A 23,047-nucleotide genomic window follows, 5' to 3' on the forward strand; every position below is an offset into this window, starting at 1 on the left:
TGCGCAGGGCCCGGTCGCCGGGCCGTCGGCAGCGCTCTTACCCGAAATCGCCGCGCGGGACCACCGTCCAGCGGCGACGGTTCTGAACAGGAGTTGAGGCCAGATTGCGGCGTCAGCTGGCATCCGGCCCATAGGCCGGCATGGCAACGCCGAGATCGGCATGGCCGCGCTCGCGGCGCACCGGGGCCGGCTCGACCAGCGCATAGGCGCTGGGGTCCGCAAACAGGGCCTGGATGAGCGCGACATTGAGCCGGTGGCCACCGCGCCAGGACCGGAACCGGCCGATGATCGGGGCGCCCGCCAGTGCCAGGTCACCCACGGCATCGAGCAGCTTGTGGCGCACGAACTCGTCCCGGAAACGCAGGCCTTCCGGGTTGAGGATGCGGTCGTCACCGACGACCACGGTGTTCTCGAGCGAGGCGCCGAGCGCGCGTCCCGCTGCCCACAGGCGCGAAACGTCCTGCATGAAGCCGAAGGTGCGCGCGCGCGCCACGTCGCGGCGGAAGGTGGCCGGGTGAAGGTCGATGCCATAGATCTGGCGGCCGACCAGCTGGTTGTCGAAATCGATCTCCACCTCGAGCTTCAGGCCGCGCTCGGCCTGGCTACGCTCGGTCTGGCTGCGATCATGGGGATGGAGTTCGACAACGCCGCGATCGGTCTCGATGACAACCGGCTTGAGGATGCGGATGGCGCGGCGCGGCGCGTCCAGCGTCTCCAAGCCGACCTGCTCGATGGCCGCCACGAAGGGCGCCGAGGAACCGTCAAGGATGGGCATTTCCGGCCCGTCCACCTCGACGAGGCAATTGTCGACGCCGAGGCCGTGGAAGGCGGCCATCAGGTGCTCGATGGTGGCAACGCCGCCGGAGGCCGGGTCGCCGATCACCGTCGACAGTTCGGCACTGGACACATTGCGGAAAATAGCGGGGATTTCGGCGTGGTCCTGGTCGGACCTGAGGAAACAGATGCCGGTTCCAGCTTCGGCCGGGTGCAGGGTCGCGGAAACCGCGGCGCCCGAATGCACCCCGATGCCATCGATCTGGACCTGCTCGCGGAGAGTCGTCTGCCTTGCAGCTTTCATGTCGACCGTCTCTGCCACCCGTCCACAGCCGCGCGGCAAGCCGCCAGACTGCAGAAGGTGTGCCCCTTCCATGACCTTCGAACCCGGTGCCGGATCGCTGTGTTCAGCGCCCGGAGGCTTACCCACGAATCGCGAGCTACCGAACATCCTCGGCTCGAACGGGCGGGACCATAGACACCCCCCCGCCATGCGCCAAGTCACGGTTCATGTCTGACTGTTACCAAGATTCGGTCGCAATTTATCGACCGCGTTAACACTCTAAAAATGATGCCTTAACAAAAACTTACCCGGGCGTGTCAGGCCCGGGTAAGTTGATGGTCTGCAAGATTTTGTAACAATTGCGGCCGTACCGGCCGCCCCGGTCAGTTGGCCTGACGGCGCAGGAAGGCCGGAATGTCCAGATGGTCCTCCTCGGCACGCGCGGCGGGCTGGACCGGCCTGCCGTGGACGTCGAGACCGCCGGGTTCGCGGCGCATCTGGGGGGCCGGCGCCGGGGCGCGCTGCACCTGCGGGGTCGGGCGCGGGGGCGCAACCGGCGCGGCCTGGCGCGGCGCGGGCGGCGCTTCGGCCGGCTCGTCGCTGCGGCGGGTGAAGCCGATGGCGGCGAGCTTGTCCATCAGCGAGACGCGCTTCTTCTCCACCGGATTGATCGAGGGAGCCGTCATCGGAGCAGGCTCGCGAACCGCCTTCAGCTGCTGCTGGACCGGACGCGGCAGGTCCTCGGCGGCGGGCATGCGAACCGGGCGCATGGGGCGCTCGGCAGCCGGCGGGATGAAGTCGCGGGCGGGCATCGGCTCCTCGCGCGGCGGAACCGGCGGGGCGTCGAGCTCGACGGGAGCTTCGCGGAACAGCGCCGGGCGGGCCGCGACCGGCTGCAGCACCACCTCGTTCTCGGTCACCAGGGGCGGTGCCTGCTCGACGGGCAGCTGCTCCATGGCCACCGGGGCGTATTCCGGCTGAACCTCGACCGGCGCCGGGGCGGCCGCCGCAGGCTGGGCCGTCTGGGCCACGCGCTGGGCGCTCTGGCGCAGGCGCGCCGTGATCTCGGCGAGCGGCGTTGCCGCCGGCTGCGCCGCGGGCGACACCGCGCCGAGTTCCTGGCCGATATCGATGCCGGTGGCGACGACCGACACGCGGATGGTGCCGTCGAGGCTCGAATCGAAGGTCGCGCCCAGGATGATGTTGGCGTCCGGATCGACTTCCTCGCGGATGCGGGTTGCCGCCTCGTCCACCTCGAACAGCGTCAGATCATTGCCGCCGGTGATCGAGATGAGCAGGCCCTTGGCGCCCCTCATCGAGGTCTCGTCGAGCAGCGGGTTGGCAATCGCCGCCTCGGCCGCGGTGATCGCGCGACGCTCGCCGGTCGCCTCGCCGGTGCCCATCATCGCCTTGCCCATGTCGCGCATGACGGCGCGGACGTCGGCGAAGTCGAGGTTGATGAGGCCTTCCTTGACCATCAGGTCGGTGATGCAAGCGACGCCCGAATAGAGCACCTGGTCGGCCATGGCGAAGGCATCGGTGAAGGTGGTCTTCTCGTTCGCCACCCGGAACAGATTCTGGTTCGGGATGACGATGAGGGTGTCGACCGACTTCTGAAGCTCGATGATGCCGGAATCGGCGGTCTTCATGCGGCGCATGCCCTCGAAGTGGAAGGGCTTGGTGACCACGCCGACGGTCAGGATGCCGAGTTCGCGGGCCATGCGGGCGATGACGGGCGCAGCGCCTGTTCCGGTGCCGCCGCCCATGCCGGCCGTGATGAAGGCCATGTGCGAGCCGGCGAGGTGATCGCGGATCTCGTCCAGCACCTCCTCGGCGGCCGCCGCGCCCACCTCCGGATGGGAGCCGGCGCCGAGACCGGAGGTCACAGCCATGCCCATCTGGATGATCCGTTCGGCCTTGGCGGACATGAGCGCCTGGGCATCGGTATTGGCCACGACGAAGTCGCAGCCCTGAAGGCCGCTTTCGATCATGTTGTTGACGGCGTTGCCGCCGGCACCGCCAACCCCGAAAACGGTGATCCGGGGCTTGAGTTCCCGGATATCGGGCACCTGCAGGTTGATGTTCATCTTGAGCCTCGCTCGCATCACTCAGGCGACCGCCACGTCGCTCGTCTTAACCCAGTTGCGCTGCCGGCGGCGTCCGGACTGCGTTGCTCGTGCCGGCCCGCATTGGCGCGGGCCGGTTCTGTTCAGAAACTGTCCCTGATCCATCGCCCGACCCTGGAGAAGTAGCCGTCCGTGCCGGTGGCGGCGAAGAAGCGCCGCTGCGGCTCGAAATGCTCGATCCCCGCGATCTGCGGATAGACAGTGAGACCGACGGCGGCCGCGAAGGGCGGACCCTTGGCGCTGTCGGGAAGGGCGGTGACGCCGACAGGGCGCGCGACGCGCACCTGACGGCCGAGAACCTGGGCGGCAAGGTCGGCAAGGCCCGGAAGCTGGGCACCGCCGCCCGTCAGGACGACGCGACGTCCGGCCTCGGCGGCCGCACCGGCCGCATGCAGGCGGTCGCGGACCATTTCCAGGATCTCGTCCACCCGCGGGCGGATGATGCGGATGACCTGGGCGCGGGTGACCGCATTCGGCAGGTCGCGCTCGTCCTCGGCGATGGCCGGCACGTTGATGATGTCGCGCTCGTCGGACTTCGCGGCGAAGCAGGCGCCGTTCAGCACCTTGATGCGCTCGGCGTCGGACAGGCGGGTGGACAGGCCGCGGGCCAGATCCATGGTGATGTGCTGGGAACCGAGGGCGATGCCGTCCGCATGGACGAAATGGCCGCCGGAGAACACGGCGAGCGTGGTGGTGCCGGCGCCCATGTCGACGCAGAGCGTGCCGAGTTCGGTCTCGTCGTCGGTGAGCACGGCAAGGCCGGCCGCAAAGGGGGCGGCGACCATGGCCTCCACGGTCAGGTGGCAGCGCTCGACGCAGAGCATCAGGTTGCGCGCGGTGGCGATGTCGCAGGTGGCGACATGCATGTCGACGCCGAGCTGGCTGCCGAGCATGCCCCGCGGGTCCCGGATGGACCGCGTCTCGTCGAGGCGGAAGCCGGTCGGGATCGAGTGCAGCACCGCCCGGCCCTGGCGGATCGAGTGATCGGAGGCGGCCTCCAGCACGCGGTGAATATCGCGGTCCTCGACGCGCGGGGCCTGGCAGGTCACCTGCGCGGCATATTGCTCCGAGCCGATCCGCCCGGCCGAGATGGTGACGACCACCCGGTCGACCTCGACCTGGGCCATGCGCTCTGCCGCATCGACGGCCTGGCGGATGGCCGTCTCGGCCTTGGCCATGTCGGCGACCGTGCCGGCCTTCATGCCGAGCGCGCGGGTATGGCCGAAGCCGATCACCTCGGCGACATGGGTGCGGTGGGGCAGCACGTCGGTGCCCTCGCGCGGACGCAGCCGCACGATCATGCACACCACCTTGGAGGTGCCGATGTCGAGCACGCAGAGCACCGCCGACCGGCGCGGGGACACCGGGCGCATCTTCGGGGTGAGGCCGTTGCGGGTGCTGCCGGTCATGTGCGCTGCCCCAGGGCCCGGCGTCGTGCGCGCTCGCGGTCGCGCAGGGCCGCCTCGTGCAGCTTCATGGCTTCGTCCGACAGGCGCACCGTCACCCGGTCGGGAAGGCGCAGGTCGATCATGGTGACATCGCGCGACATCAGACGCCGGTCTTCGTCGAGGCGGACGAGGCGGGCCAGCGCCCGGTCGATGTCGGCATCGGGCAGGCGCACGTCGGTGCCGTTCTTCAGCACCAGCGTCCAGCGCCGCTCGGCGACGAGCGTCGCGGCCCGCACATGCGGGGCGATGGTGGGGAAATCCGCCATCAGGCCGATGATCTCGCGCACCCGCTGGTCGGCGCCCTTGCCCACCACGAGGGGCAGGTGGCGGAAGCGGGCATCGAGATGGTCGACGATGACGGCACCATCCTCGCTGATGACGGCGATCCGTCCGTCGCGCTGCCACAGTGCATAGGGCTCGCGCTCGACCACCGAGATCTGGAGGTCGTTCGGATAGATTTTCTCGATCGTGGCGTCGGCGATCCAGGGGCTCGCCCTGAGGCGCGCCCGGGCGCCGGCCGGATCGAAGAACAGCACCGAGGAATCGGCACGGATGCCGGCAGCGGCCAGCACCTCGCCATGGCTCATGCGGGCATTGCCGGTAAGCCTGACGGCGGCGACCTGCAGGCCGGCGGCGTTCGCCGCCATGTCGCCGAGGCTGACAAGGGCCTCGCGGACGACCTCGCCGTGGTCGCCGCGCTGGATGCCGTAGAGGCCGGTTGCCGCGAACAGGAGGGCGGTGCCGAGGATGCCGATTCGCCGCGGCAGGCGGACTGCCCCGACGCGCGAGACCAGCCGGCGCAGCCGAATCGCCAGCCGGCCGGGCCGGCGCGGGAGGGTGGCGGAGCGGCGGGCAAGCCCGTCCGGTCCGGCAGCGGCCCCCCGGGCCCCGGTGTTCAGCGATCGAGAGAAGCGTCCAACACCATCCATTCGACCAGCTCGGCGAACGAGATACCTTCGTGAGCGGCCATGTCGGGGACGAGCGATGTCCCGGTCATCCCGGGCTGCGTGTTGACCTCGAGGCAGACGAGCTGCCCGGTTCCCCCGGGCGTATCGTCGTATCGGAAGTCCGCACGGCTGACCCCTTTACAGCCGAGCGCCTGATGCGCTGCGAGAGTCAGTCTTTGGACCTCAGAGTAAATATTTGGTTTAAGCGGCGCGGGAATCAGGTGCCGCGACCCTCCGGGCGCATACTTCGCCTCGTAGTCGTAGAAGGTTCCCGCGAACGTGATCTCGACGACGCCGAGCGCGCGGTCGCCCATGACGGCGCAGGTCAGTTCGCGTCCGGCGATGAACGGCTCGACCAGCACCGACTCGCCCAGCGCCCAGTCGGCCGAATGCAGTTCCTGCGGCGGGTGCTCGTGCTCGCGCGTGACGATGAACACGCCAAGCGAGGAGCCATCGGTATTCGGCTTGATCACATAGGGACGCGGCAGCAGGTGCTCGCGCGCCGCCTCGCGGCGCGAGACGATGAGCCCGCCCGGAACCGGAATGCCGGCCGCCGCCATGACGCGCTTGGCCATGGCCTTGTCCATACAGAGCGCGGAGGCCATCACGCCGGAATGGGTGTAGGGAATGGCCATGACCTCCAGGATGCCGGACAGCGTTCCGTCCTCGCCCGGCCGCCCATGGGTGACGTTCAGGGCAACGTCCGGCTTCAGCTCGGCCAGTTTCTGCGCGATATCCCGGCCGACATCGACCCGGGAGACACGGTAGCCACGCGATTCGAGCGCATCCGAGCAGGCCTTGCCCGAGTTAAGCGACACCTCGCGCTCGGCAGCCCAGCCGCCCATCAGCACGGCCACATGGGGTTTGGTCATGGTCTTTCCTTCCCGTCAGGCCAGCGGCTGGCCCACCCGTCTGATTTCCCAGTGAAGCGTGATGCCGCTCGTCTCCCTCACCCGCCGCCGCACCTCCTCGCCGAGGCGCTCGATATCGGCGGAGGTTGCCTCCGGCGAGGCGACGAGGAAATTCGTGTGCATCTCCGACACCTGAGCGCCGCCGATCCCGAGCCCCCGGCAGCCGGCCTCGTCCACCAGCTTCCAGGCCGACTGGCCGGGCGGATTGGCGAAGGTGGAGCCGCCGGTGCGGGTGTTGACCGGCTGGGTGGCCGAGCGCTGGCGGGTGATCTCGTCCATGGCGTCCAGCAGCGCCTCCGGCTCGCCCGGCGTGCCGGCGAACAGGGCGGAGGTGAAGATGACGGTTTCGGGCGCGCCGCAGCGGCGATAGCCGAAATCCATGGCCGCCAGGTCAAAGGCGGCAGGCGTGCCGTCGCGGTGGACGCCATGGGCCTGCACGAGGATGTTCTTCACCTCGCCGCCATAGGCCCCGCCGTTCATGCGCAGCGCGCCGCCGATGGCGCCCGGAATCCCGCGCAGGAAGGTGAAGCCGGCAATGCCCGCCTCCGCCGCCGCGCGGGCGACCTTGACGTCGGGGGCACCGGCGCCGGCGCGCACGCGGTGGCCGTCCAGCACCTCGACCTCTGCGAACGGCCGCCCGAGCTTCACCACAACGCCGGGAATGCCGCCGTCGCGCACCAAAAGGTTGGAGCCGAGGCCGACGGGCAGCACCGGCCAGTCGGCGGGGATGTGGCGGAGGAACTCGATCAGGTCGATCTCGCCCGCCGGCTCGAACAGCAGCTGGGCCGGCCCGCCGGTGCGGAACCAGGAGAACGGCTTCATCGAGGCATTGGCCGTGACCGTGCCCTGAAGGCCGGGGACCAGCGCGCGGACGACCGGGGTCAGGTCATCGAACATGGGGCGCCCTCCCCCTGAAGGAATGCCCCACGCCCCTCACCCCTTCGCCAGCTTCTCGAGTTCGCCCGGCAGGGCATAGGCCCAGTTGGTGATGCTGCCCGCGCCGAGGCAGATGACGTAGTCGCCCGGCCCGGCCACCCCGGCCACGATGCCGGCAAGCTGATGGGGGCCCTCCAGCGCCACCACCGACTTGTGGCCGCGCATCCTGAGGCCCGAGACGAGGTCGTCGCGGCTGGCGCCGGCCAGAGGCTGTTCACCGGCCGCATAGACATCGGCCACGATGACATGGTCGGCTTCGTTGAAGCAGGTGCAGAACTCGTTGAACAGCGAGGCGAGGCGCGTATAGCGGTGCGGCTGCACCACGGCGATCACCTGCCTGTCGGTGGAGGCGCGCGCGGCCTTCAGCACGGCGGCGATCTCCACGGGGTGATGGCCGTAGTCGTCGAAGATGAGCGCGCCGTTCCACTCTCCCGTCTTCGTGAAACGCCGCTTGACGCCGCCAAAGCCTGCCAGCGCCTTGCGGATCTGCGGCGCGGCCATGCCGAGCTCGCGGGCAACCGCGATGGCCGAGGTCGCGTTCAGGGCATTGTGCCGGCCCGGCATGGGCAGGACGAGGTCGTCGATCTCCTCGATCACGGCGCCGGTGCGGTCTCGGAACTGCACCTTGAAGCGGCACTGGCCGCCGGTGAGGTCGACGTCGAGAAGCCGCACGTCGGCCTGCGGGTTCTCGCCATAGGTGACGACCCGCCGGTCGGTGATCGAGCCGACCATGTCCTGCACCACCGGATGGTCGATACACATGACGCCGAAGCCGTAGAACGGCAGCTTCTCGATGAAATCGCGGAACGCCTTCTTGACCGCGTCGAACGTGCCGTAATGGTCGAGGTGCTCGGGGTCGATATTGGTGACGATGGCGACATCGGCCGGCAGTTTCAGGAACGATCCATCGCTCTCGTCGGCTTCCACCACCATCCAGTTGCCGGCGCCGAGGCGGGCATTGGTGCCCAGCGCATTGATGATGCCGCCATTGACGATGGTCGGGTCGAAGCCGCCGGCATCGAGCAGGGTGGACACCATCGAGGTGGTGGTGGTCTTGCCGTGGGTGCCGGCAATGGCGACGCAGGATTTCAGCCGCATCAGCTCGGCCAGCATCTCGGCCCGGCGCACCACGGGGATGCGCTTCTCGCGGGCGGCCATCAGTTCCGGATTGTCCGGCCTGATGGCGGTGGAGACGACCACCACCTCGGCCGCGCCCAGATTCTCGCGGGCATGGCCGATGCTGACGGTCGCGCCACGATCCTTCAGCCGCTTGATCGTGTAGCCCTCGGCGGCATCCGAGCCCTGCACCTTGTAGCCGAGATTCAGCAGCACCTCGGCAATGCCGGACATGCCGATGCCGCCGATGCCGATGAAGTGGATGGGTCCGATGTCGCGGGGCAGTTTCATGGGGCTTGTTTACCGGATTCGGGCGGGCCGTAGCGATTGAAGGGGGAATTGGGGCTGGACGAAGGTCAGTGCGGCCGGCGCAGCAAGGCCCGACATCACGATCCCAGCCCCGCGGTCTTCACGACGAGATCCGCGAGACGGTCCGCGGCATCGGCATGGCCCTGGGCCCTGGCAGCCGCCGCCGCGGCCGCCAGCGGCGCCGGATCGGCGAGCAGGCGCGAGAGATCCCCGGCCAGCCAGTCGGGCGTGAAGTCGGCCTGCCTGACCACCGTCGCGGCCATGGCCGAGGCGAGCGTGGCCGCGTTCATCAGCTGGTCCTGGTCGAGCGCGTGCGGCAGCGGCACAAGGATCGACGGCCGTCCGATGACCGAAAGCTCGGCCACGGTGGAGGCGCCCGAACGCGCAATGACGAGGTGGGCGGCGGCCAGCCGCGCCGGCAGGTCGACGAAGAAGGGCGCCACTTCCGCCGCAACCCCGAGCCCGGCATAGGCCGCCTCGACCGCGGCGCGATCCTCCTCGCGGGCCTGCTGGACGATGGCAAGGCGGGCGCGCAGGCCCGGCGCGATCCTCTCGACTGCCGGTGGCACGATCTCGCTCATCACGCGCGCACCCTGGCTGCCGCCGAACACGCAGAGACGGAACGGACCATCGCCGCGCGGCGGGTCATAGGGCGTGGCGGCGGCCTCGATCACCATGGGCCGCACCGGATTGCCGGTGAAGCTCGCCTTGGCGGCAAGCGCCGGATTACCGTCGAGAACGCCGGGAAACGAGGTGGCGATGGCCGTCACGCGCGCGCTGAGCTGGCGGTTGGCCCGGCCCATCACGGCATTCTGGTCGTGGATGATAGTGGGCACGCCGAACTGGGTCGCGGCGAACAGTGGCGGCAGGGTCGGATAGCCGCCGAAGCCGACCACGGCCACGGGCTTCAGCCGACGGATCAGCCGGCGCGACTTCATGTATCCACGACCGAGCGTTGCGGCCGTGCGCAGCAGCGCGAACGGGTTCTTCGACCCGATCGTGGCCGATTCGACGATGTGGATGTCGCGCGCCGGGAAGGCGCGGCCATATTTCTCGGCCCGCTCGTCGGTGACAAGATCGACCGTCACGCCGCGCGCGGCCAGCGCCACCGACAGGGCCTCGGCCGGGAACAGGTGGCCGCCGGTGCCGCCGGCACAGACCAGCACGAGGGGCTCGCTCATCTCAGACCCGCTGCGACTTGTAGTGGCTGAGCTCGGCCAGCGTCTCGGCCCGCGGCCTGCGGCGTGTCAGGGCAATCAGCATGCCCATGCCGAAGGCGAGCGCGATCAGCGAGGAGCCGCCATAGGAGACGAAGGGCAGAGTCATGCCCTTCGGCGGCACAAGATGCAGGTTGACCATCAGGTTGATGCAGCTCTGCAGCCCGAACAGCATGGCAAGTCCGGCCACGGCGAAGCGGCAGAACGGGTCCTCGTCGTCGAAGGCATGTTTCAGCGAGCGCAGCACGACGAAGGCGAACAGGGCGACGATGGCCAGGCACAGCACGACGCCGAACTCCTCGGCCGCCACGGCGAAGATGAAGTCGGTGTGGCTGTCCGGGATGATGCGCTTGACCGTGCCCTCGCCTGGCCCCTTGCCGAACCAGCCGCCCTGCTGGAAGGCGTCGAGCGCGACATCGACCTGGAACGTGTCGGCGGTGCCGGGCTCCATGAACTTGTCGATGCGCCGGCGCACATGCGGGAACGAATAATAGGCGCCGAAAAGGCCCACGGCGCCGATGCCGGCGAGGCCGAAGACCCAGAGCCAGCGCATGCCGGCCATGAAGAACAGCGCCGCCCAGACGATGGTGATGAGGCTGGTCTGGCCGACATCCGGCTGCATGACCAGGGGAGTCACGGCCGCACCCAGCAGCAGCATGGCGATGAGATTGGCCGGCATTTCCGGCCGCTTGGCGCTTTCCGCGAACAGCCAGGCCGAGAGCACGACGAAGGCGGGCTTGAGGAACTCGGAGGGCTGCAGGCCGATGCCGGCGAAGTTCAGCCAGCGGCGCGCGCCCTTGATCTCCGGACCGATGAACAGGGTGGCAACCACCAGCGCCAGCGAACCAATGAACACCACGAAGGCGAGCCGGCGGATCCAGTGCGGGTTGAGGAACGAGGTGGCGAGCAGCACGGCGGTCGCCGGAACGAGGAAGAACACCTGCCGGTTGACGAAATGGAAGCTTTCCAGGCCGATCCGGTGGGCCACAGCCGGCGAGGCGGCCAGCGACAGCACGATGCCCGTCAGCATGAGTGCGAACAGGCAGAACAGCAGTGCCCGGTCGACGGTCCACCACCATTCGCCGAAGGCCGTGCGTTCAGCCCTGGAGATCATGCGCCGTCCCCGAATACCGGACCCCGCCCGGTCGTGCCGGGACTTTCGACAAGATTATCGGGCGGCGCTCAACGCTTCGTTAACCGCGTGCCGGGCGGAGCGCCGGGTCCTGCAACCCCTTCACCAGATCGCGGAAGGCCGCGCCGCGCACCTCGAAATTGGCGAACTGGTCATAGCTCGCGCAGGCCGGCGACAGCAGCACCACCGGCTCCAGCGCGCCGTCGCGGGCCGCATCCTCCGCCGCAAGCTGGACGGCCCGCTCCAGCGTGCCGGCCACGACATGGGGATGGCTGCCGAGCGTGCGGGCGAAATCCTCCGCCGCCTCGCCGATCAGATAGGCCTTGCGGATGCGCGGGAAATAGCGCGCGAGCGGCCCGATGCCGCCCTCCTTGGGCTTGCCGCCGGCGATCCAGTAGATGTCCGAGAAGGCCGCCAGCGCCTTCTCCGCGGAATCGGCATTGGTCGCCTTCGAATCGTTGACGAACAGGACGTTGCCGATGCGGCCGACCTGCTCCAGCCGGTGGGCGAGGCCGGGGAAGGTCTTCATCGCCCGGACGATCTCCTCGCCGGTCAGGCCGAGCGCCTCGCAGGCGGCATAGGCGGCCATGGCGTTCTGGGCATTGTGGGTGCCACGCAGCGCGCCGACCCGTGCCACCGAGAAGCGGTGGGCGACCGCGCCGGCCTTCATCCGCAGGATGTCGGCCCCCTCCAGGCACAGGCCGTCCGACAGCGGATTGCGGATCGACAGGCGCACGACGTGCCGGCCGGCGCGCTCCGCCCGGTCGGCCATGGCCTGGCCGAAGCGGTCGTCGATGCCGATGACGGCGGTCCCGCCGTCCCGGATGCCGGCGATCAGGCGCTCCTTGACCCCGGCATAGGCCTCCAGCGTGCCATGCCGGTCGAGGTGGTCGGCCGTGACGTTCAGGCAGATGCCGACCGAGGGGTCGAGGGTCGGCGTCAGGTCGATCTGGAACGAGGAGCACTCGATCACATGGAACCGGCCGGGGCCGGGCGGCTCCAGCGACAGGATGGCCGTGCCGATATTGCCGCCCATCTGGGCGTCGCGGCCGCACCGGGCCAGCACATGCGCCAACAGCGCCGTGGTGGTCGACTTGCCGTTGGTGCCGGTGATGGCGACGAAGGGCGAGGCGGGCGCGCTGGCCCGCCGCTGGCGGCAGAACAGCTCGATATCGCCGACCACCTCCACGCCGTTGGCATGGGCCAGGCCCACCGTCCAGTGCGGGGCGGGGTGGGTCAGCGGCACGCCGGGGGTCAGCACCAGCAGGGCGAGGCCCGACCAGTCGATATGGCGCAGATCGGCGGTCTCGTGGCCGGCCGCGGCCGCCTTCGCCACCGAGGCCGAGTTGTCGTCGAAGGCGATGACGCGGGCCCCGCCGGCGGCCAGCGCTGCACAGGTGGCAAGACCCGAGCCGCCGAGGCCGAAGACAGCGACGGTCCGGCCCTTCAGGGTCGAGAGCGCGATCATGTCAGCGCAGCTTCAGCGTCGACAGGCCGGCCAGCGCCAGCACGAAGGCGATGATCCAGAAGCGGACCACGACCTGGCTCTCCGACCAGCCCTTCTTCTCGAAATGGTGGTGGATCGGCGCCATGCGGAACACGCGCTTTCCGGTCAGCTTGAAGGAGGCGACCTGCACGATGACCGACAGCGCCTCCAGAACGAACAGGCCACCGACCACCAGCAGCACGATCTCGTGCTTGGTGGCGACCGCAATGGTGCCGATCAGCCCGCCCAGCGCCAGCGAGCCGGTATCGCCCATGAAGATGTGCGCCGGCGGCGCGTTGAACCACAGGAAGCCGAGCCCTGCCCCGATCAGCGCGCCGATGATGACGATGATCTCGCCGGTGCCGGGCACGTGGGTGATCTGCAGGTAATTGGCGAAGAAGGCATTGCCCGACAGATAGGCGATGACCCCGAATGTGCCGGCCGCGATCATGACCGGCACGATGGCAAGGCCGTCGAGCCCGTCCGTGAGATTGACCGCATTGCCGGAGCCAACCACCACGAATGCACCGAAAACGATCATGAACAGGCCGATATTGATCGACAGGTCCTTGATGAACGGGAAGTAGATCGAGGTGTTGAGCGGGTCGCGCGTCACGTAGATGATCGCGCTCACCGCCAGCCCGGCAATGACGAATTCCAGCGCCAGCCGCGCCCGGCTGGAAAAGCCGGCATGGGTCTGCTTGGTCACCTTCAGATAGTCGTCATAGAAGCCGATGGCGCCGAAACCGAGGGTGACGAACAGCAGGATCCAGACATAGGGGCTGCGCAGGTTCGCCCACAAAAGTGTCGCGATGACGAGGCCGGACAGGATCATCAGACCGCCCATGGTGGGCGTGCCCTTCTTGGCCTGGTGCTCGGGACCGTCGGTGCGGATCGGCTGGCCCTTGCCCTGCTTGAGGCGGAGCAACTGGATCAGGCCCGGCCCGAACAGGAAGACGAAGATCAGCGCCGTGAAAATGGCCCCGCCGGTCCGGAAGGTGATGTAGCGGAAGACGTTGAGCGGCGAGAAGACGCTGGAGAACTCGGCGAGGAAGGCAAACATCGACGGTCTTTTCTCTTCTCTGCGGCGATCGGGGCGGGGCGGGCGGCGGACGACGGGCCGGGAATGTCAGGCAGCGCCCTGGTGCAGATCCTCGGAGGCGACCAGCGGGTAGCGCGCCTTGAGGTTCTCCACCAGCGGCGCCATGCGGCTGCCACGCGATCCCTTGACCATGACGATGTCGCCCGCCTTCAGCGCGCGGACCAGCAGGGGTTCGAGATCCGCCGCGGTCGCGGCATAGGCCCCGCGCATATGGGCTGGCAAGGCCTTCCAGAGATTTTCCATCAGCGGACCGGAGCAGAAGACGAGATCGGTGCCGGCCTCCTGGAGCGACCCGGCAAGGCCGGCATGGAGCGCCGGTCCCTCGGCGCCAAGCTCCAGCATGTCGCCGAGAACCGCGATGCGCCGGCCCTGTCCGGCCCGGCCCGTGCTCGCGAGCACGGCGAGCGCTGCCCGCACCGAGACCGGATTGGCGTTGTAGCTCTCGTCGAGCAGGGTGAAGGAATCGCCATTCAGGCGCCGCTGCGTGCGCTCGCCACGGCCGGAGACCGCCCGCATCTCGGCCAGCGCCAGGGCGGAGACCGCCAGATCCGCACCGGCCAGCTTGGCCGCGGCCAGCACGGCCAAGGAATTGGCGGCAAGGTGCCGGCCGGGCGAACCGAGCTTGTAGGTGACGTCCGTGCCCATGACGCGCGCCGAGATGGTCGAGCACTCGGCCGAGAGCACCAACCGGAGCAGCCGCACGTCGGCCTCCTCGTGGTCGCCGAAGGACACGATGGTGTCGATGCCGGCCGCCCGCGCCGCGCGGGCGAGGCGGTCGAAGAAGCGGCTGTCGCGCGGCAGCACGGCGGCCCCGCCATGCTCGACACCGGCGAAGATCTCGGCCTTGGCGTTGGCGATGGCCTCGATCGAGCCGAGATTTTCGATATGGACCGGCTCGATATTGGTGATGACGGCGACGTCGGGCTTCACCATACGCGACAGCGGGGTGATCTCGCCGGCATGGTTCATGCCGATCTCGAAGACGGCGAACTGGCTGCCCGCCGGCATCCGCGCCAGCGTCAGCGGCACGCCGATATGGTTGTTGAAGCTCTTCGGCGGCGCATGGGTGCGTCCCTCGCGCGACAGGACGCGGGCCAGCGCCTCCTTGGTCGAGGTCTTGCCGACCGAGCCGGTGACGGCGACGACCTTGGCGGCGGTGCGCGCCCGGGCCGCCTTGCCGGCGGCTTCCAGCGCCTTCAGCGGATCGGCAACGACCAGGAAGGCTCCGGGAGGGGCGGTGGCGGCCCAGGCCTGCGAGACGATGGCAAGCGCCGCGCCCCTCTCCAGCGCCGCCGGTGCGAAGGCGTGGCCGTCATGGGTCAGCCCCCGGATGGCGACATAGGCCTCGCCCGGCTCCAGCGTGCGGCTGTCGATCGACAGATCGCGGACGGCCGGTGCGGGACTGCCGGTCAGGCGGCCGCCCATGGCGCGGGCGAGGGCATCGGTGGTCCAGAGCGGCGGAACCTGGCTCATGCGGCGGACCCTTTCGGGGTAGTCTTAGGGGAGAAGTCGGCGATGGCCTGCAGCGCGACCGCGTGGTCGGAAAACGGCAGCGTGACCGCGCCGACGATCTGGCCGGTCTCGTGGCCCTTGCCGGCGATCAGCAGGAGGTCGCCGGGGCTGAGGTCGCGGATCGCGGTGCGGATCGCTTCGGCGCGGTCGCCGATCTCCTCGGCGCCGGGCGCTGCAGCGAGAATCTGGGCGCGGATGGCAGCCGGATCCTCGGAGCGCGGATTGTCGTCGGTGATGATGACGCGGTCGGCCTTTTCGACCGCGATGCGGCCCATCATCGGCCGCTTGCCGGGATCGCGGTCGCCGCCGCAGCCGACGACGACCACCAGCCTGCCGGTCGCGAAGGGACGGGCCGCCTCCAGCACCGTCTCCAGCGCGCCAGGCTTGTGGGCATAGTCGACGACGACCGGCGCACCGTTGCAACTGCCGACGAATTCCAGCCGGCCCCTGGCGCCTTCCAGATGCCCGAGGGCGGCGATGGCCCGGTCCGGCGCAAGGCCGCAGCCGACCGCAAGCCCCGCCGCGACCAGCGCATTGTCCACCTGGAACCGGCCGAGAAGCGGGATGCGGATGCGGCCGGGACGGCCGAAGGCGACGAGATCGACCACCTGCCCGGCCCCGTCGATGGCCTCGCCGGTCACCACGATGTCGTCGCTGCCGCCCTCCGCCCCGCGCAGGATCCGGATAAGGCGCTGCCCGCGCGCCCGTGCCGCCGCCATGAAGGGTTCGCCCTCCGGCCCACCGACGACCACGGCGGTGCCGTCCGGCGGCAGGAGGTCGGTGAACAGGCGCAGCTTGGCGGCCCGGTAAGCCTCGACCGTGTGGTGATAGTCGAGATGGTCGCGCGACAGGTTGGTGAAGCCGGCCGCGACGATCCTCACCCCGTCCAGCCGGTGCTGGTCGAGGCCATGGGAGGAGGCCTCGAAAGCCAGATGCGTGACGCCCTCCCCGGCCAGGGTATCGAGCGTTGCGTGCAGCGTCACGGGGTCGGGCGTGGTCAGCCCGCCATAGACCTCGCCCGAGGGGCGCACCACGCCGACCGTCCCGATGGAGGCGGCCGGATGGCCGTTGTCCTGGAAGATCTGGCGGACGAAGGCCGCGACCGAGGTTTTTCCCGACGTGCCGGTCACCGCGGCGATGACCGCAGGCTGGGCCGGATGAAACCGGCTCGCGGCCAGCGCCAGCGACCTGCGGGCATTGGCGACCCGCACCACCGGCACGCCCGACAGGTCGGCCGGCGCGGAAGGGCTGTCGGTGGCTATGGCGACAGCGCCGGCGGCGGCGGCCGCGCCCGCATAGGCCATGCCGTCGGCCTTCTCGCCCTTGAGCGCGAAGAACAGGAAGCCCGGCCGCACGGCACGGCTGTCGGCCGTCACACCGTTGACGGGACGCGGGCCAAGGGCGGCGGGGGCTTCGTCGGCGAGGAGGGTTGCGAGATCCATCGGGGCACTGTCGAAACCGGGAAGCTCAAGGGGATGAGCGCTGGCACTTGAGTCGGCAAGGCACGTCAACGCGCAAGGCAACTGGGCGGGCACTGTGGCAGCCGTTGGGCGGCCGGCGGTCAGCGTCCGGGCATGCGATATCCGACGGGGATCGTTTGCATGGCCGGCGCCAGGTCCATCCGCGGCGTCAGGCCGAGCAGGGGCGCGGAACGGGCGATCACCCGGCCGGCCGTCGGCGCGGCGTTGAAGCCGGCCGTGGCGAGGCCATGGGTCTCGGGAATGCCGCGCGGCTCGTCGAGCATGACGAGCAGGAGATAGCGCGGCTGGTCGGCCGGAAAGATGGCCATGAACGAGTTGATGTTCTTGTCCTTGGAATAGCGCCCGCCGATGACCTTCTCGGAGGTGCCGGTCTTGCCGCCGACATAGAAGCCCTCGACCTCGGCGCGCCGGCCGGAGCCGCGTTCGGAGTTGAGGCGCATCAGGAAACGCATGGCCGTGGAGGTCTCCGGCCGGATGACCTGGCGGGAGGCAGCCGCGACCTGCTCGGGCGTGCGGCGCAGGAAGGTGGGCGTGATCAGCCGGCCGCCATTGATGAGCGCCGCCGTGCCCATCACCGCCTGCAGCGGCGACACCGACATGCCGTGACCGAAGGACACGGTGGCGGCCGTAATGTCGGGCCAGCGGCGCGGCACGAGCGGCGCCGTCGAGGGGCCGATCTCGGTGACCACGCGGTCGAACTGGCCGAGCTTGCGCAGGAAGGCGCGCTGGTGCTCGGCGCCCAGCGTCAGCGCCAGCCGGCTTGTGCCGATATTGGAGGAATAGGTGAACACTTCCGGCAGGGTCAGCACCCGCCGCTGGGCGTGGAAGTCGCGCACCTGATGGCGCCCCACCGACATGGGAAAGCGCGCGTCGATGCTCGAATTGATGCCGAAACGGCCCGAGTCCAGCGCCATGGCGGTGGTCAGCGACTTCATCACCGAGCCCATCTCGTAGACGCCTGTGGTGATCCGGTTCGCCCGCTCGAAGCCATGGGCGGTGGCCGGCTGGTTCGGGTCATAGTCGGGATAGGAGACGAGGCCGACGATCTCGCCGGTATTGACCTCGATGATCACCGCCGCCGCCGCCTTGGCGCGGAACCGCTCGCGGGCGCGCACCATCTCGTCGCGCAGCACATGCTGGACGCGCAGGTCGATCGACAGCTGAACCGGCTCGTGGTTGCGGGCGGTGGCGAGGCCGACGCGGTGGAGCTCGGTGAGCCCCTGGTTGTCGATGTAGCGCTCGATGCCGCCAAGGCCCTGGTTGTCGACATTGACCATGCCGAGGACGTGGGACAGCGTCGGCCCGTTCGGGTAGGAGCGGCGCGGCTCGCGCAGGAAGCCGATGCCGGGAATGCCGAGGCGATGGATCTGCTCGCGCTGGAGCGGGGTGATCTCGCGCTTCAGCCAGGCGAAGCCGCGTCCGGACCTCAACCGCTCGCGCACCTCGCGCTGGTCGAGATCGGGAAGCACGGCCGTCAGCATCTCGGTGGCCTCGTCCACGTCGACGCTGGCGGCGAGCTTGCGCGGTTCGGCGAACAGCGAGATGGACCTGACGTCGGTGGCCAGCACCGCGCCATTGCGGTCGACGATATCCGGGCGGCTGGCCGAGACCGCCTCCTGCCCACGGCCTGCGGTGCCATCCTGGCCGGACCGCTTGCCGGCATAGACCATCATCGTTCCGGCAATGATCAGGTAGAGCCCGGCAAAGCCGGCCATGACGAGGCCGATGCGGCTGCGGGCCTTGTTCAGCCGCTCGGCCTGGGGACCGGCGAGAATCCAGGCCAGGAACAGCCGCACGCGCATCAGGAAGGACGGTCTGGCGGCCATCAGCGCGCTCCCTGGGGCCGCGGCGGAGGAACCGGGGTGGGGCGGACCGAGCCGGTGGCGGTGGGATCGACACCGGTCGTGCCGAGCGCCTCCAGCATCGTGCCGATCGGATCGGGATCGAGGCTCGGCTTCTCGGGAAGGTTCCGCAGGTCGTGGATCTGGGGAATGGCGAGCGGCTTGAGCGTCAGGTGACGCTCGGCCAGCGCCTGCAGGCGGGCCGGATTGTTCAACCGCGCCCATTCGGCCTGCAACTCGCCGATGGCCTCGCGCTCGCGGTTGATCTCCAGGCGGATCCTGGCCACCTGCTCGGCATGGCGGGTCGCCTCGTATTTGACGCGATAGACCACCGCGGCCGCCGCGATCAGCGCCAGAACCACCAGCGTATGCAGGACCCGCATCATGGCGTGCTGCTCCGTGCGGGTGCGTCCGTCCGCGTGGCGGCGCGCAGCTTGGCGGACCGGGCGCGCGGATTGGTGGCCGCTTCTGCGGGCGAGGCCGCCTCGGCCTTGCGGCCGAGCGGCACGAAGGTCGGGTCGGGAACGGCCACGGCCGGGGCATGGCGCGAGCCGCCCGAGCCGGTCGCCGAGCGGTCGGCCAGGAACTGCTTGACGATGCGGTCCTCCAGCGAGTGGAAGGTGACGACCACCAGCCGCCCGCCGGGCTTCAGAACGCGCTCGGCGGCAGCCAGCGCCCGCTCCAGTTCGCCCAGTTCGTCGTTCACGGCGATGCGCAGGGCCTGGAAGGTGCGGGTGGCCGGGTGGATGTCGCCGGGCTTTGACCGCACCACCCGCGCAACGATGTCGGCCAGCCGCCGCGTCGTGACGATCGGCGCCTCGTCGCGGGCGCGGACGATGGCGCGGGCAATGGGGCGCGACAGCCGCTCTTCGCCATAGGTGTAGATGAGGTCGGCCAGCGGCTTCTCGTCGAGCCGGGCGACAAGGTCGGCGGCGCTGTCGCCGGACTGGCCCATGCGCATGTCGAGCGGCCCGTCGGCGCGGAAGGAAAAGCCGCGATCGGCCTGGTCGAGCTGCATGGAGGAAACGCCGATATCGAGCACGACGCCGTCGAGGCCGTCATGGCCGGCCTCGCGCGCGAGGGCGTCGAGTTCGCCGAACCGGCCGTGGACGAGGGTCAGGCGGCCGACCGCCCCGGCAACGAGGCCGGCACCGCCGGATATGGCATCCGGGTCGCGGTCGATGGCGATGACGCGGGTGTCGGCGGCCGCCAGGATCGCCCGCGTGTAGCCGCCGGCACCGAATGTGCCGTCGACGATCACCGCGCCGTCGCGCAGGGCAAGGGCGGCCAGCACTTCCCGTAGCATGACGGGGACATGGCGAGCGGGTTCCGAACCCGCCGGGGAAACACTCATGACCGGCCCTCTCGGCATGCCTGCGCGGCGGCGCGCGGAACCTCCCGCGGGCCTTGCGCGCGGGGGCGGCGTCGGAACTGGCTGCAGCTTGCGGACCGGCATGGCATCAGGGGCGTCGGCGACGATCACGCCCCGCGAACGCCCTTGCGCGGGGCCCGTGTCGTCAACGCCCGATTAACGCCTTGCGCCGTTAAGAAAGCGTTTCAGCTAAGGGTTTGGTGACCATGCGGAACAGGCTCACCGGCCGCCCGCCGTCACGGGAAAGTCGAAGGCGCGGGCCGGAAACGGCTCGTTGGCCAGCTGGAAGTGCCACCATTCCCGCGCATAGCCGCGGAAGCCGTGCCGGCGCATCAGGGCCGTCAGCATGGCGCGGTTGGCGGTCGCCTCCCGCCCGATGCCGGCCGCCCCCATCGCGGAGAGCGGGTCGAAGCAGTCATAGGCGGTGCCGAAGTCGAGCGTTCCGTCGTCGATCCGCCGGCCGGCCGGAGCCGTGCAGGGGCCGGTCCCGCCGCCGGCCGTGGCCCCGATGCGCGCGATGCCGAGATCGACCGCAGAGCCTCGCGAATGGCCCGAACGGGAGGCAATGTAGCCGCGCAGCGACAGGCCGGCCTTCGGTTCGCGCGGGTGAAAGGTCGCCGCCATGGCGGTCGCGGCCGGATCGCGCAGCCAGGCCATCATGTCGCGCACGGCCCGCTCGGGCCGGTAGCAGTCGAAGACGACGAGCGTCAGGCCGCGCGCGGCGATCTCGCGCTGCGCCCGGTCGAGGCCGCGCGCCGCAGGTTCTGTCAGGATGCACGCAGCCGCCGCGTAGCCGGCGACAGGCCGGCCGAGGAAGTTGCGGGCGCCGGCATAGCGGATGTCCTGGCGGATGGTCGGGCTGATGTCGGCGAGCCGGACGAAGCCGGGCGGCAGAGCCGACTGCGCCGCGGCGGGCGCGGCGACGCCCAGGAGAAGCACGAACGCGCCCACGACACACCGCCGCATGGTCAGTCCTCCGGGGCCTTCGTCACCAGTCGCAGGCCGGCATCGCCCATCAGCAGCCGCATGGCCTTGATGGCGGCATCGGCCTGTTCGACGCCGCGCAGATGGTGGAAGCGGTCGGCATCGCGCGCGGAGGTGCCGGGCGCTCCGTGGCCGATCTCGATGTCCCCTGCCCCGCCCGGCCGCGTGACGGTCTCGGCATAGCCGATCTCGGCCGGCGTCAGGACCAGCGAGCGCCGCGGATCGGCCAGGTCGATGGTGATGACGCGCCGGTCGGTGACGAGGTGCAGGCGCCGGCGCGCGTCGCGCCGCTCGCGCAGCGCGCGAAACAGCAGCAGGAGGCCGATGGCCATGAACAGGCTGCCGATGCCGACATAATACCAGGCCTCGGGGAAGCCCGACAGGAGCGCGGCGGTGAGCGCCCCGGCCTGCCAGAGCCCGGTAATGCCCAGCCAGACCCAGGCGGCGGTGAAGCCGGCCCCGGTCTCGCCGGGCGAGCGCGACGGGTCCGGGATGCCGAGCCAGCGCACCGTCTCGTCCGGCTCCAGCACGGCCTCGGCCGCGGCCCGCATGAGCGGATCGAGGTTTGGCAGCGTCATCGCGGCGGACATGGCTCAGGCGCTCCGCGCGCCAAGAAGATCGCGCAGGGTGCGCAATGTCGCGGCATCGGCAATCCCGTCGACACGCCCCGGCCGCCAGTGGCGCTGGAAGGCGGTGACGACCTGTTCGGTCGCGGCATCGAAGACGCCGGTGACCGCGATGCCGAAGCCGAGCATGCCGAGAAGCGCCTGCAGGGCCTGGATCGGGGGGCCCTCCTCGCCGCGGCGATAGGCCGGTCCGCCGGCGTCGGGCACCGGCGGCACCCAGAGACCCAGCCCGGCGCTGGCCAACTGGTCCCAGGGGAACAGTTCGCCGGGGTCCTGCTTGCGCGCCGGTGCAATGTCCGAATGGGCCAGCACGCGCGCGGGCGCGATGCCGTTGCGGGCCAGGATGTCGCCGGCGAGCGCGATCACCTGGTCCACCTGCACCTGCGGGAACGGCCGGTAGCCGAATTCGTGGCCGGGATTGACGATCTCGATGCCGATGGAACGGGAATTGACGTCCTCCCGTCCTTCCCAGGAGCCCGCCCCGGCATGCCAGGCGCGGCGCCGCTCGGCGACCATCTGCACCGTCTCGCCATCCTCGAAGACGAGGTAGTGGCACGAGACGCGCGGCGGATTCGGGTCGCACAGCCGGTGCAGCGCCGAGAGGCCGTCGCGCATGCCCGTATAGTGCAGCAGCAGGATGTCGACCGGTGCCTTACGGACATCGTGGTTGGGCGAGGGCGACAGGCCGGTCGCCAGCGGCGAGTCGGGCGCCGCGAGGTCGCCGTCGTCGTGATCGTGATCGTGATCGTGATTTTGGCACTGGTCGCTCACGACGGGGCTCCTTGCGGCGCATTCCTCACGACAGCTGTCTTGCCGCCGCCATGAAAGCGAGGCAAACGGTCACACTCCGTCATCTTGCAAGAGATTCCCACATGTCCGGCGGCCATGGCCACATCGACCCCTCCAACAAGAGGATCGCGCTGCTGATCGCGATCCTCGCCCTGTTCCTGGCGCTGGCGGAGACCGCAGCCAAGAGTTCGCAGACCGACGCGCTCAACGCCAATGTCGAGGCCTCCAACCTTTGGGCCTTCTTTCAGGCCAAGACCATCCGGATGACCGCGGTGACCACGGCCGCGGAGGACATGGCCCTGTCCCGCGATGCGGCGGCCGACGAGGCGGTCAAGGCGGCGATGAGCCGGCAGATCGAGACATGGCGGCAGAGGGCGGCGCGCTGGGACAACGAGCCGGAGACCAATGAGGGCCGCCGCCAGCTCTCGGTTCGCGCCCAGGCCGCGGAAAAGAAGCGGGATGTCGCCTACAAGCGCTATCATGACTTCGAGATTTCCTCGGCGGCCTTCCAGATCGCCATCGTTCTGGCCTCGGCGGCGGTGGTCACGGGCGCCATGTTCCTCGCCTGGCTGGCCGGCGGGCTCGGCCTGGTCGGCATTGCCTTTTCGGCCATCGGCCTGTTCAAACCGGGGCTGATCCATCTGCTGTGATCCCC

The 23,047-nt window shown here is 69.8% G+C and carries 20 protein-coding genes; 1 reads left to right on the forward strand and 19 read right to left on the reverse strand.

Annotation, left to right across the window (positions count from 1 at the left end; genetic code table 11):
* Window positions 1-112: 112 nt before the first annotated feature.
* The 19 genes from lpxC to ACTIFS_RS06840 all read right to left on the reverse strand — a co-directional run bounded on the left by lpxC (window position 113) and on the right by ACTIFS_RS06840 (window position 22,374).
* Window positions 113-1,078, reverse strand: coding sequence for a UDP-3-O-acyl-N-acetylglucosamine deacetylase (gene lpxC / locus ACTIFS_RS06750; RefSeq protein WP_439573292.1), 966 nt, complete (start codon window positions 1,076-1,078; stop codon window positions 113-115).
* A gap of 362 nt (window positions 1,079-1,440) precedes the next feature.
* A complete protein-coding gene (ftsZ, locus tag ACTIFS_RS06755; RefSeq protein ID WP_439573293.1) occupies window positions 1,441-3,144 on the reverse strand; it encodes a cell division protein FtsZ in 1,704 nt (567 codons plus the stop codon).
* Between the two features lie 122 nt (window positions 3,145-3,266).
* Window positions 3,267-4,592: a cell division protein FtsA gene (ftsA, locus tag ACTIFS_RS06760; protein ID WP_439573294.1), complete on the reverse strand. Its 1,326-nt coding sequence runs from the start codon at window positions 4,590-4,592 to the stop codon at window positions 3,267-3,269.
* Window positions 4,589-5,560: a cell division protein FtsQ/DivIB gene (locus ACTIFS_RS06765; RefSeq protein WP_439573295.1), complete on the reverse strand. Its 972-nt coding sequence runs from the start codon at window positions 5,558-5,560 to the stop codon at window positions 4,589-4,591. The genes ftsA and ACTIFS_RS06765 overlap by 4 nt, the downstream gene beginning before the upstream one ends.
* Entirely contained in the window at window positions 5,527-6,450 is a 924-nt protein-coding gene (locus ACTIFS_RS06770; RefSeq protein ID WP_439573296.1) for a D-alanine--D-alanine ligase, read from the reverse strand. Before ACTIFS_RS06770 ends, ACTIFS_RS06765 begins: the two co-directional genes overlap by 34 nt.
* Before the next feature lie 15 nt (window positions 6,451-6,465).
* Window positions 6,466-7,386 (reverse strand): UDP-N-acetylmuramate dehydrogenase, encoded by a 921-nt coding sequence (murB, locus tag ACTIFS_RS06775; RefSeq protein ID WP_439573297.1) that lies wholly within the window; start codon window positions 7,384-7,386, stop codon window positions 6,466-6,468.
* Window positions 7,387-7,422: 36 nt separating this feature from the next.
* On the reverse strand, window positions 7,423-8,832 hold the full coding sequence (gene murC, locus ACTIFS_RS06780) for a UDP-N-acetylmuramate--L-alanine ligase (RefSeq protein ID WP_439573298.1): 1,410 nt from the start codon (window positions 8,830-8,832) through the stop codon (window positions 7,423-7,425).
* A 95-nt stretch (window positions 8,833-8,927) separates the two neighbouring features.
* Entirely contained in the window at window positions 8,928-10,031 is a 1,104-nt protein-coding gene (gene murG, locus ACTIFS_RS06785; RefSeq protein WP_439573299.1) for an undecaprenyldiphospho-muramoylpentapeptide beta-N-acetylglucosaminyltransferase, read from the reverse strand.
* Between the two features lies 1 nt (window position 10,032).
* Complete coding sequence (gene ftsW, locus ACTIFS_RS06790; RefSeq protein ID WP_439573300.1) at window positions 10,033-11,181, reverse strand: putative lipid II flippase FtsW; 1,149 nt, start codon at window positions 11,179-11,181, stop codon at window positions 10,033-10,035.
* A gap of 79 nt (window positions 11,182-11,260) precedes the next feature.
* A complete protein-coding gene (gene murD, locus ACTIFS_RS06795; protein WP_439573301.1) occupies window positions 11,261-12,667 on the reverse strand; it encodes a UDP-N-acetylmuramoyl-L-alanine--D-glutamate ligase in 1,407 nt (468 codons plus the stop codon).
* A gap of 1 nt (window position 12,668) precedes the next feature.
* Window positions 12,669-13,748: a phospho-N-acetylmuramoyl-pentapeptide-transferase gene (mraY, locus tag ACTIFS_RS06800; RefSeq protein ID WP_439573302.1), complete on the reverse strand. Its 1,080-nt coding sequence runs from the start codon at window positions 13,746-13,748 to the stop codon at window positions 12,669-12,671.
* Between the two features lie 66 nt (window positions 13,749-13,814).
* Window positions 13,815-15,260, reverse strand: a complete 1,446-nt coding sequence (locus ACTIFS_RS06805; RefSeq protein ID WP_439573303.1) for a UDP-N-acetylmuramoylalanyl-D-glutamyl-2,6-diaminopimelate--D-alanyl-D-alanine ligase — start codon at window positions 15,258-15,260, stop codon at window positions 13,815-13,817.
* Window positions 15,257-16,741 (reverse strand): UDP-N-acetylmuramoyl-L-alanyl-D-glutamate--2,6-diaminopimelate ligase, encoded by a 1,485-nt coding sequence (locus ACTIFS_RS06810; RefSeq protein ID WP_439573304.1) that lies wholly within the window; start codon window positions 16,739-16,741, stop codon window positions 15,257-15,259. The genes ACTIFS_RS06805 and ACTIFS_RS06810 overlap by 4 nt, the downstream gene beginning before the upstream one ends.
* Before the next feature lie 119 nt (window positions 16,742-16,860).
* Complete coding sequence (locus tag ACTIFS_RS06815; protein WP_439573305.1) at window positions 16,861-18,606, reverse strand: peptidoglycan D,D-transpeptidase FtsI family protein; 1,746 nt, start codon at window positions 18,604-18,606, stop codon at window positions 16,861-16,863.
* Complete coding sequence (gene ftsL / locus ACTIFS_RS06820) at window positions 18,606-19,007, reverse strand: cell division protein FtsL (RefSeq protein WP_439573306.1); 402 nt, start codon at window positions 19,005-19,007, stop codon at window positions 18,606-18,608. The genes ACTIFS_RS06815 and ftsL overlap by 1 nt, the downstream gene beginning before the upstream one ends.
* Window positions 19,004-19,993: a 16S rRNA (cytosine(1402)-N(4))-methyltransferase RsmH gene (gene rsmH, locus ACTIFS_RS06825; RefSeq protein WP_439573307.1), complete on the reverse strand. Its 990-nt coding sequence runs from the start codon at window positions 19,991-19,993 to the stop codon at window positions 19,004-19,006. Before rsmH ends, ftsL begins: the two co-directional genes overlap by 4 nt.
* 219 nt (window positions 19,994-20,212) lie before the next feature.
* A complete protein-coding gene (locus tag ACTIFS_RS06830) occupies window positions 20,213-20,959 on the reverse strand; it encodes a M15 family metallopeptidase (RefSeq protein WP_439573308.1) in 747 nt (248 codons plus the stop codon).
* A gap of 2 nt (window positions 20,960-20,961) precedes the next feature.
* Window positions 20,962-21,567: a hypothetical protein gene (locus tag ACTIFS_RS06835; protein WP_439573309.1), complete on the reverse strand. Its 606-nt coding sequence runs from the start codon at window positions 21,565-21,567 to the stop codon at window positions 20,962-20,964.
* Window positions 21,568-21,570: 3 nt separating this feature from the next.
* Window positions 21,571-22,374 (reverse strand): peptidoglycan recognition protein family protein, encoded by an 804-nt coding sequence (locus ACTIFS_RS06840; protein WP_439573310.1) that lies wholly within the window; start codon window positions 22,372-22,374, stop codon window positions 21,571-21,573.
* Window positions 22,375-22,475: 101 nt separating this feature from the next.
* Between ACTIFS_RS06840 and ACTIFS_RS06845 the strand changes: the two genes are divergently transcribed.
* Entirely contained in the window at window positions 22,476-23,042 is a 567-nt protein-coding gene (locus ACTIFS_RS06845) for a DUF4337 domain-containing protein (RefSeq protein ID WP_439573311.1), read from the forward strand.
* The last annotated feature ends 5 nt before the right edge of the window (window positions 23,043-23,047 follow it).

This window comes from Phreatobacter sp., assembly GCF_051860605.1.
In the GTDB taxonomy this organism is placed as follows: domain Bacteria; phylum Pseudomonadota; class Alphaproteobacteria; order Rhizobiales; family Phreatobacteraceae; genus Phreatobacter.

Excerpts from the sequence above, each read along its gene's own strand:
- lpxC (WP_439573292.1), bottom strand. The coding sequence starts at position 1,078 with ATGAAAGCTGCAAGGCAGACGACTCTCCGCGAGCAGGTCCAGATCGAT.
- ftsZ (WP_439573293.1), bottom strand. The coding sequence starts at position 3,144 with ATGAACATCAACCTGCAGGTGCCCGATATCCGGGAACTCAAGCCCCGG.
- ftsA (WP_439573294.1), bottom strand. The coding sequence starts at position 4,592 with ATGACCGGCAGCACCCGCAACGGCCTCACCCCGAAGATGCGCCCGGTG.
- ACTIFS_RS06765 (WP_439573295.1), bottom strand. The coding sequence starts at position 5,560 with ATGGATGGTGTTGGACGCTTCTCTCGATCGCTGAACACCGGGGCCCGG.
- ACTIFS_RS06770 (WP_439573296.1), bottom strand. The coding sequence starts at position 6,450 with ATGACCAAACCCCATGTGGCCGTGCTGATGGGCGGCTGGGCTGCCGAG.
- murB (WP_439573297.1), bottom strand. The coding sequence starts at position 7,386 with ATGTTCGATGACCTGACCCCGGTCGTCCGCGCGCTGGTCCCCGGCCTT.
- murC (WP_439573298.1), bottom strand. The coding sequence starts at position 8,832 with ATGAAACTGCCCCGCGACATCGGACCCATCCACTTCATCGGCATCGGC.
- murG (WP_439573299.1), bottom strand. The coding sequence starts at position 10,031 with ATGAGCGAGCCCCTCGTGCTGGTCTGTGCCGGCGGCACCGGCGGCCAC.
- ftsW (WP_439573300.1), bottom strand. The coding sequence starts at position 11,181 with ATGATCTCCAGGGCTGAACGCACGGCCTTCGGCGAATGGTGGTGGACC.
- murD (WP_439573301.1), bottom strand. The coding sequence starts at position 12,667 with ATGATCGCGCTCTCGACCCTGAAGGGCCGGACCGTCGCTGTCTTCGGC.
- mraY (WP_439573302.1), bottom strand. The coding sequence starts at position 13,748 with ATGTTTGCCTTCCTCGCCGAGTTCTCCAGCGTCTTCTCGCCGCTCAAC.
- ACTIFS_RS06805 (WP_439573303.1), bottom strand. The coding sequence starts at position 15,260 with ATGAGCCAGGTTCCGCCGCTCTGGACCACCGATGCCCTCGCCCGCGCC.
- ACTIFS_RS06810 (WP_439573304.1), bottom strand. The coding sequence starts at position 16,741 with ATGGATCTCGCAACCCTCCTCGCCGACGAAGCCCCCGCCGCCCTTGGC.
- ACTIFS_RS06815 (WP_439573305.1), bottom strand. The coding sequence starts at position 18,606 with ATGGCCGCCAGACCGTCCTTCCTGATGCGCGTGCGGCTGTTCCTGGCC.
- ftsL (WP_439573306.1), bottom strand. The coding sequence starts at position 19,007 with ATGATGCGGGTCCTGCATACGCTGGTGGTTCTGGCGCTGATCGCGGCG.
- rsmH (WP_439573307.1), bottom strand. The coding sequence starts at position 19,993 with ATGCCGAGAGGGCCGGTCATGAGTGTTTCCCCGGCGGGTTCGGAACCC.
- ACTIFS_RS06830 (WP_439573308.1), bottom strand. The coding sequence starts at position 20,959 with ATGCGGCGGTGTGTCGTGGGCGCGTTCGTGCTTCTCCTGGGCGTCGCC.
- ACTIFS_RS06835 (WP_439573309.1), bottom strand. The coding sequence starts at position 21,567 with ATGTCCGCCGCGATGACGCTGCCAAACCTCGATCCGCTCATGCGGGCC.
- ACTIFS_RS06845 (WP_439573311.1), top strand. The coding sequence starts at position 22,476 with ATGTCCGGCGGCCATGGCCACATCGACCCCTCCAACAAGAGGATCGCG.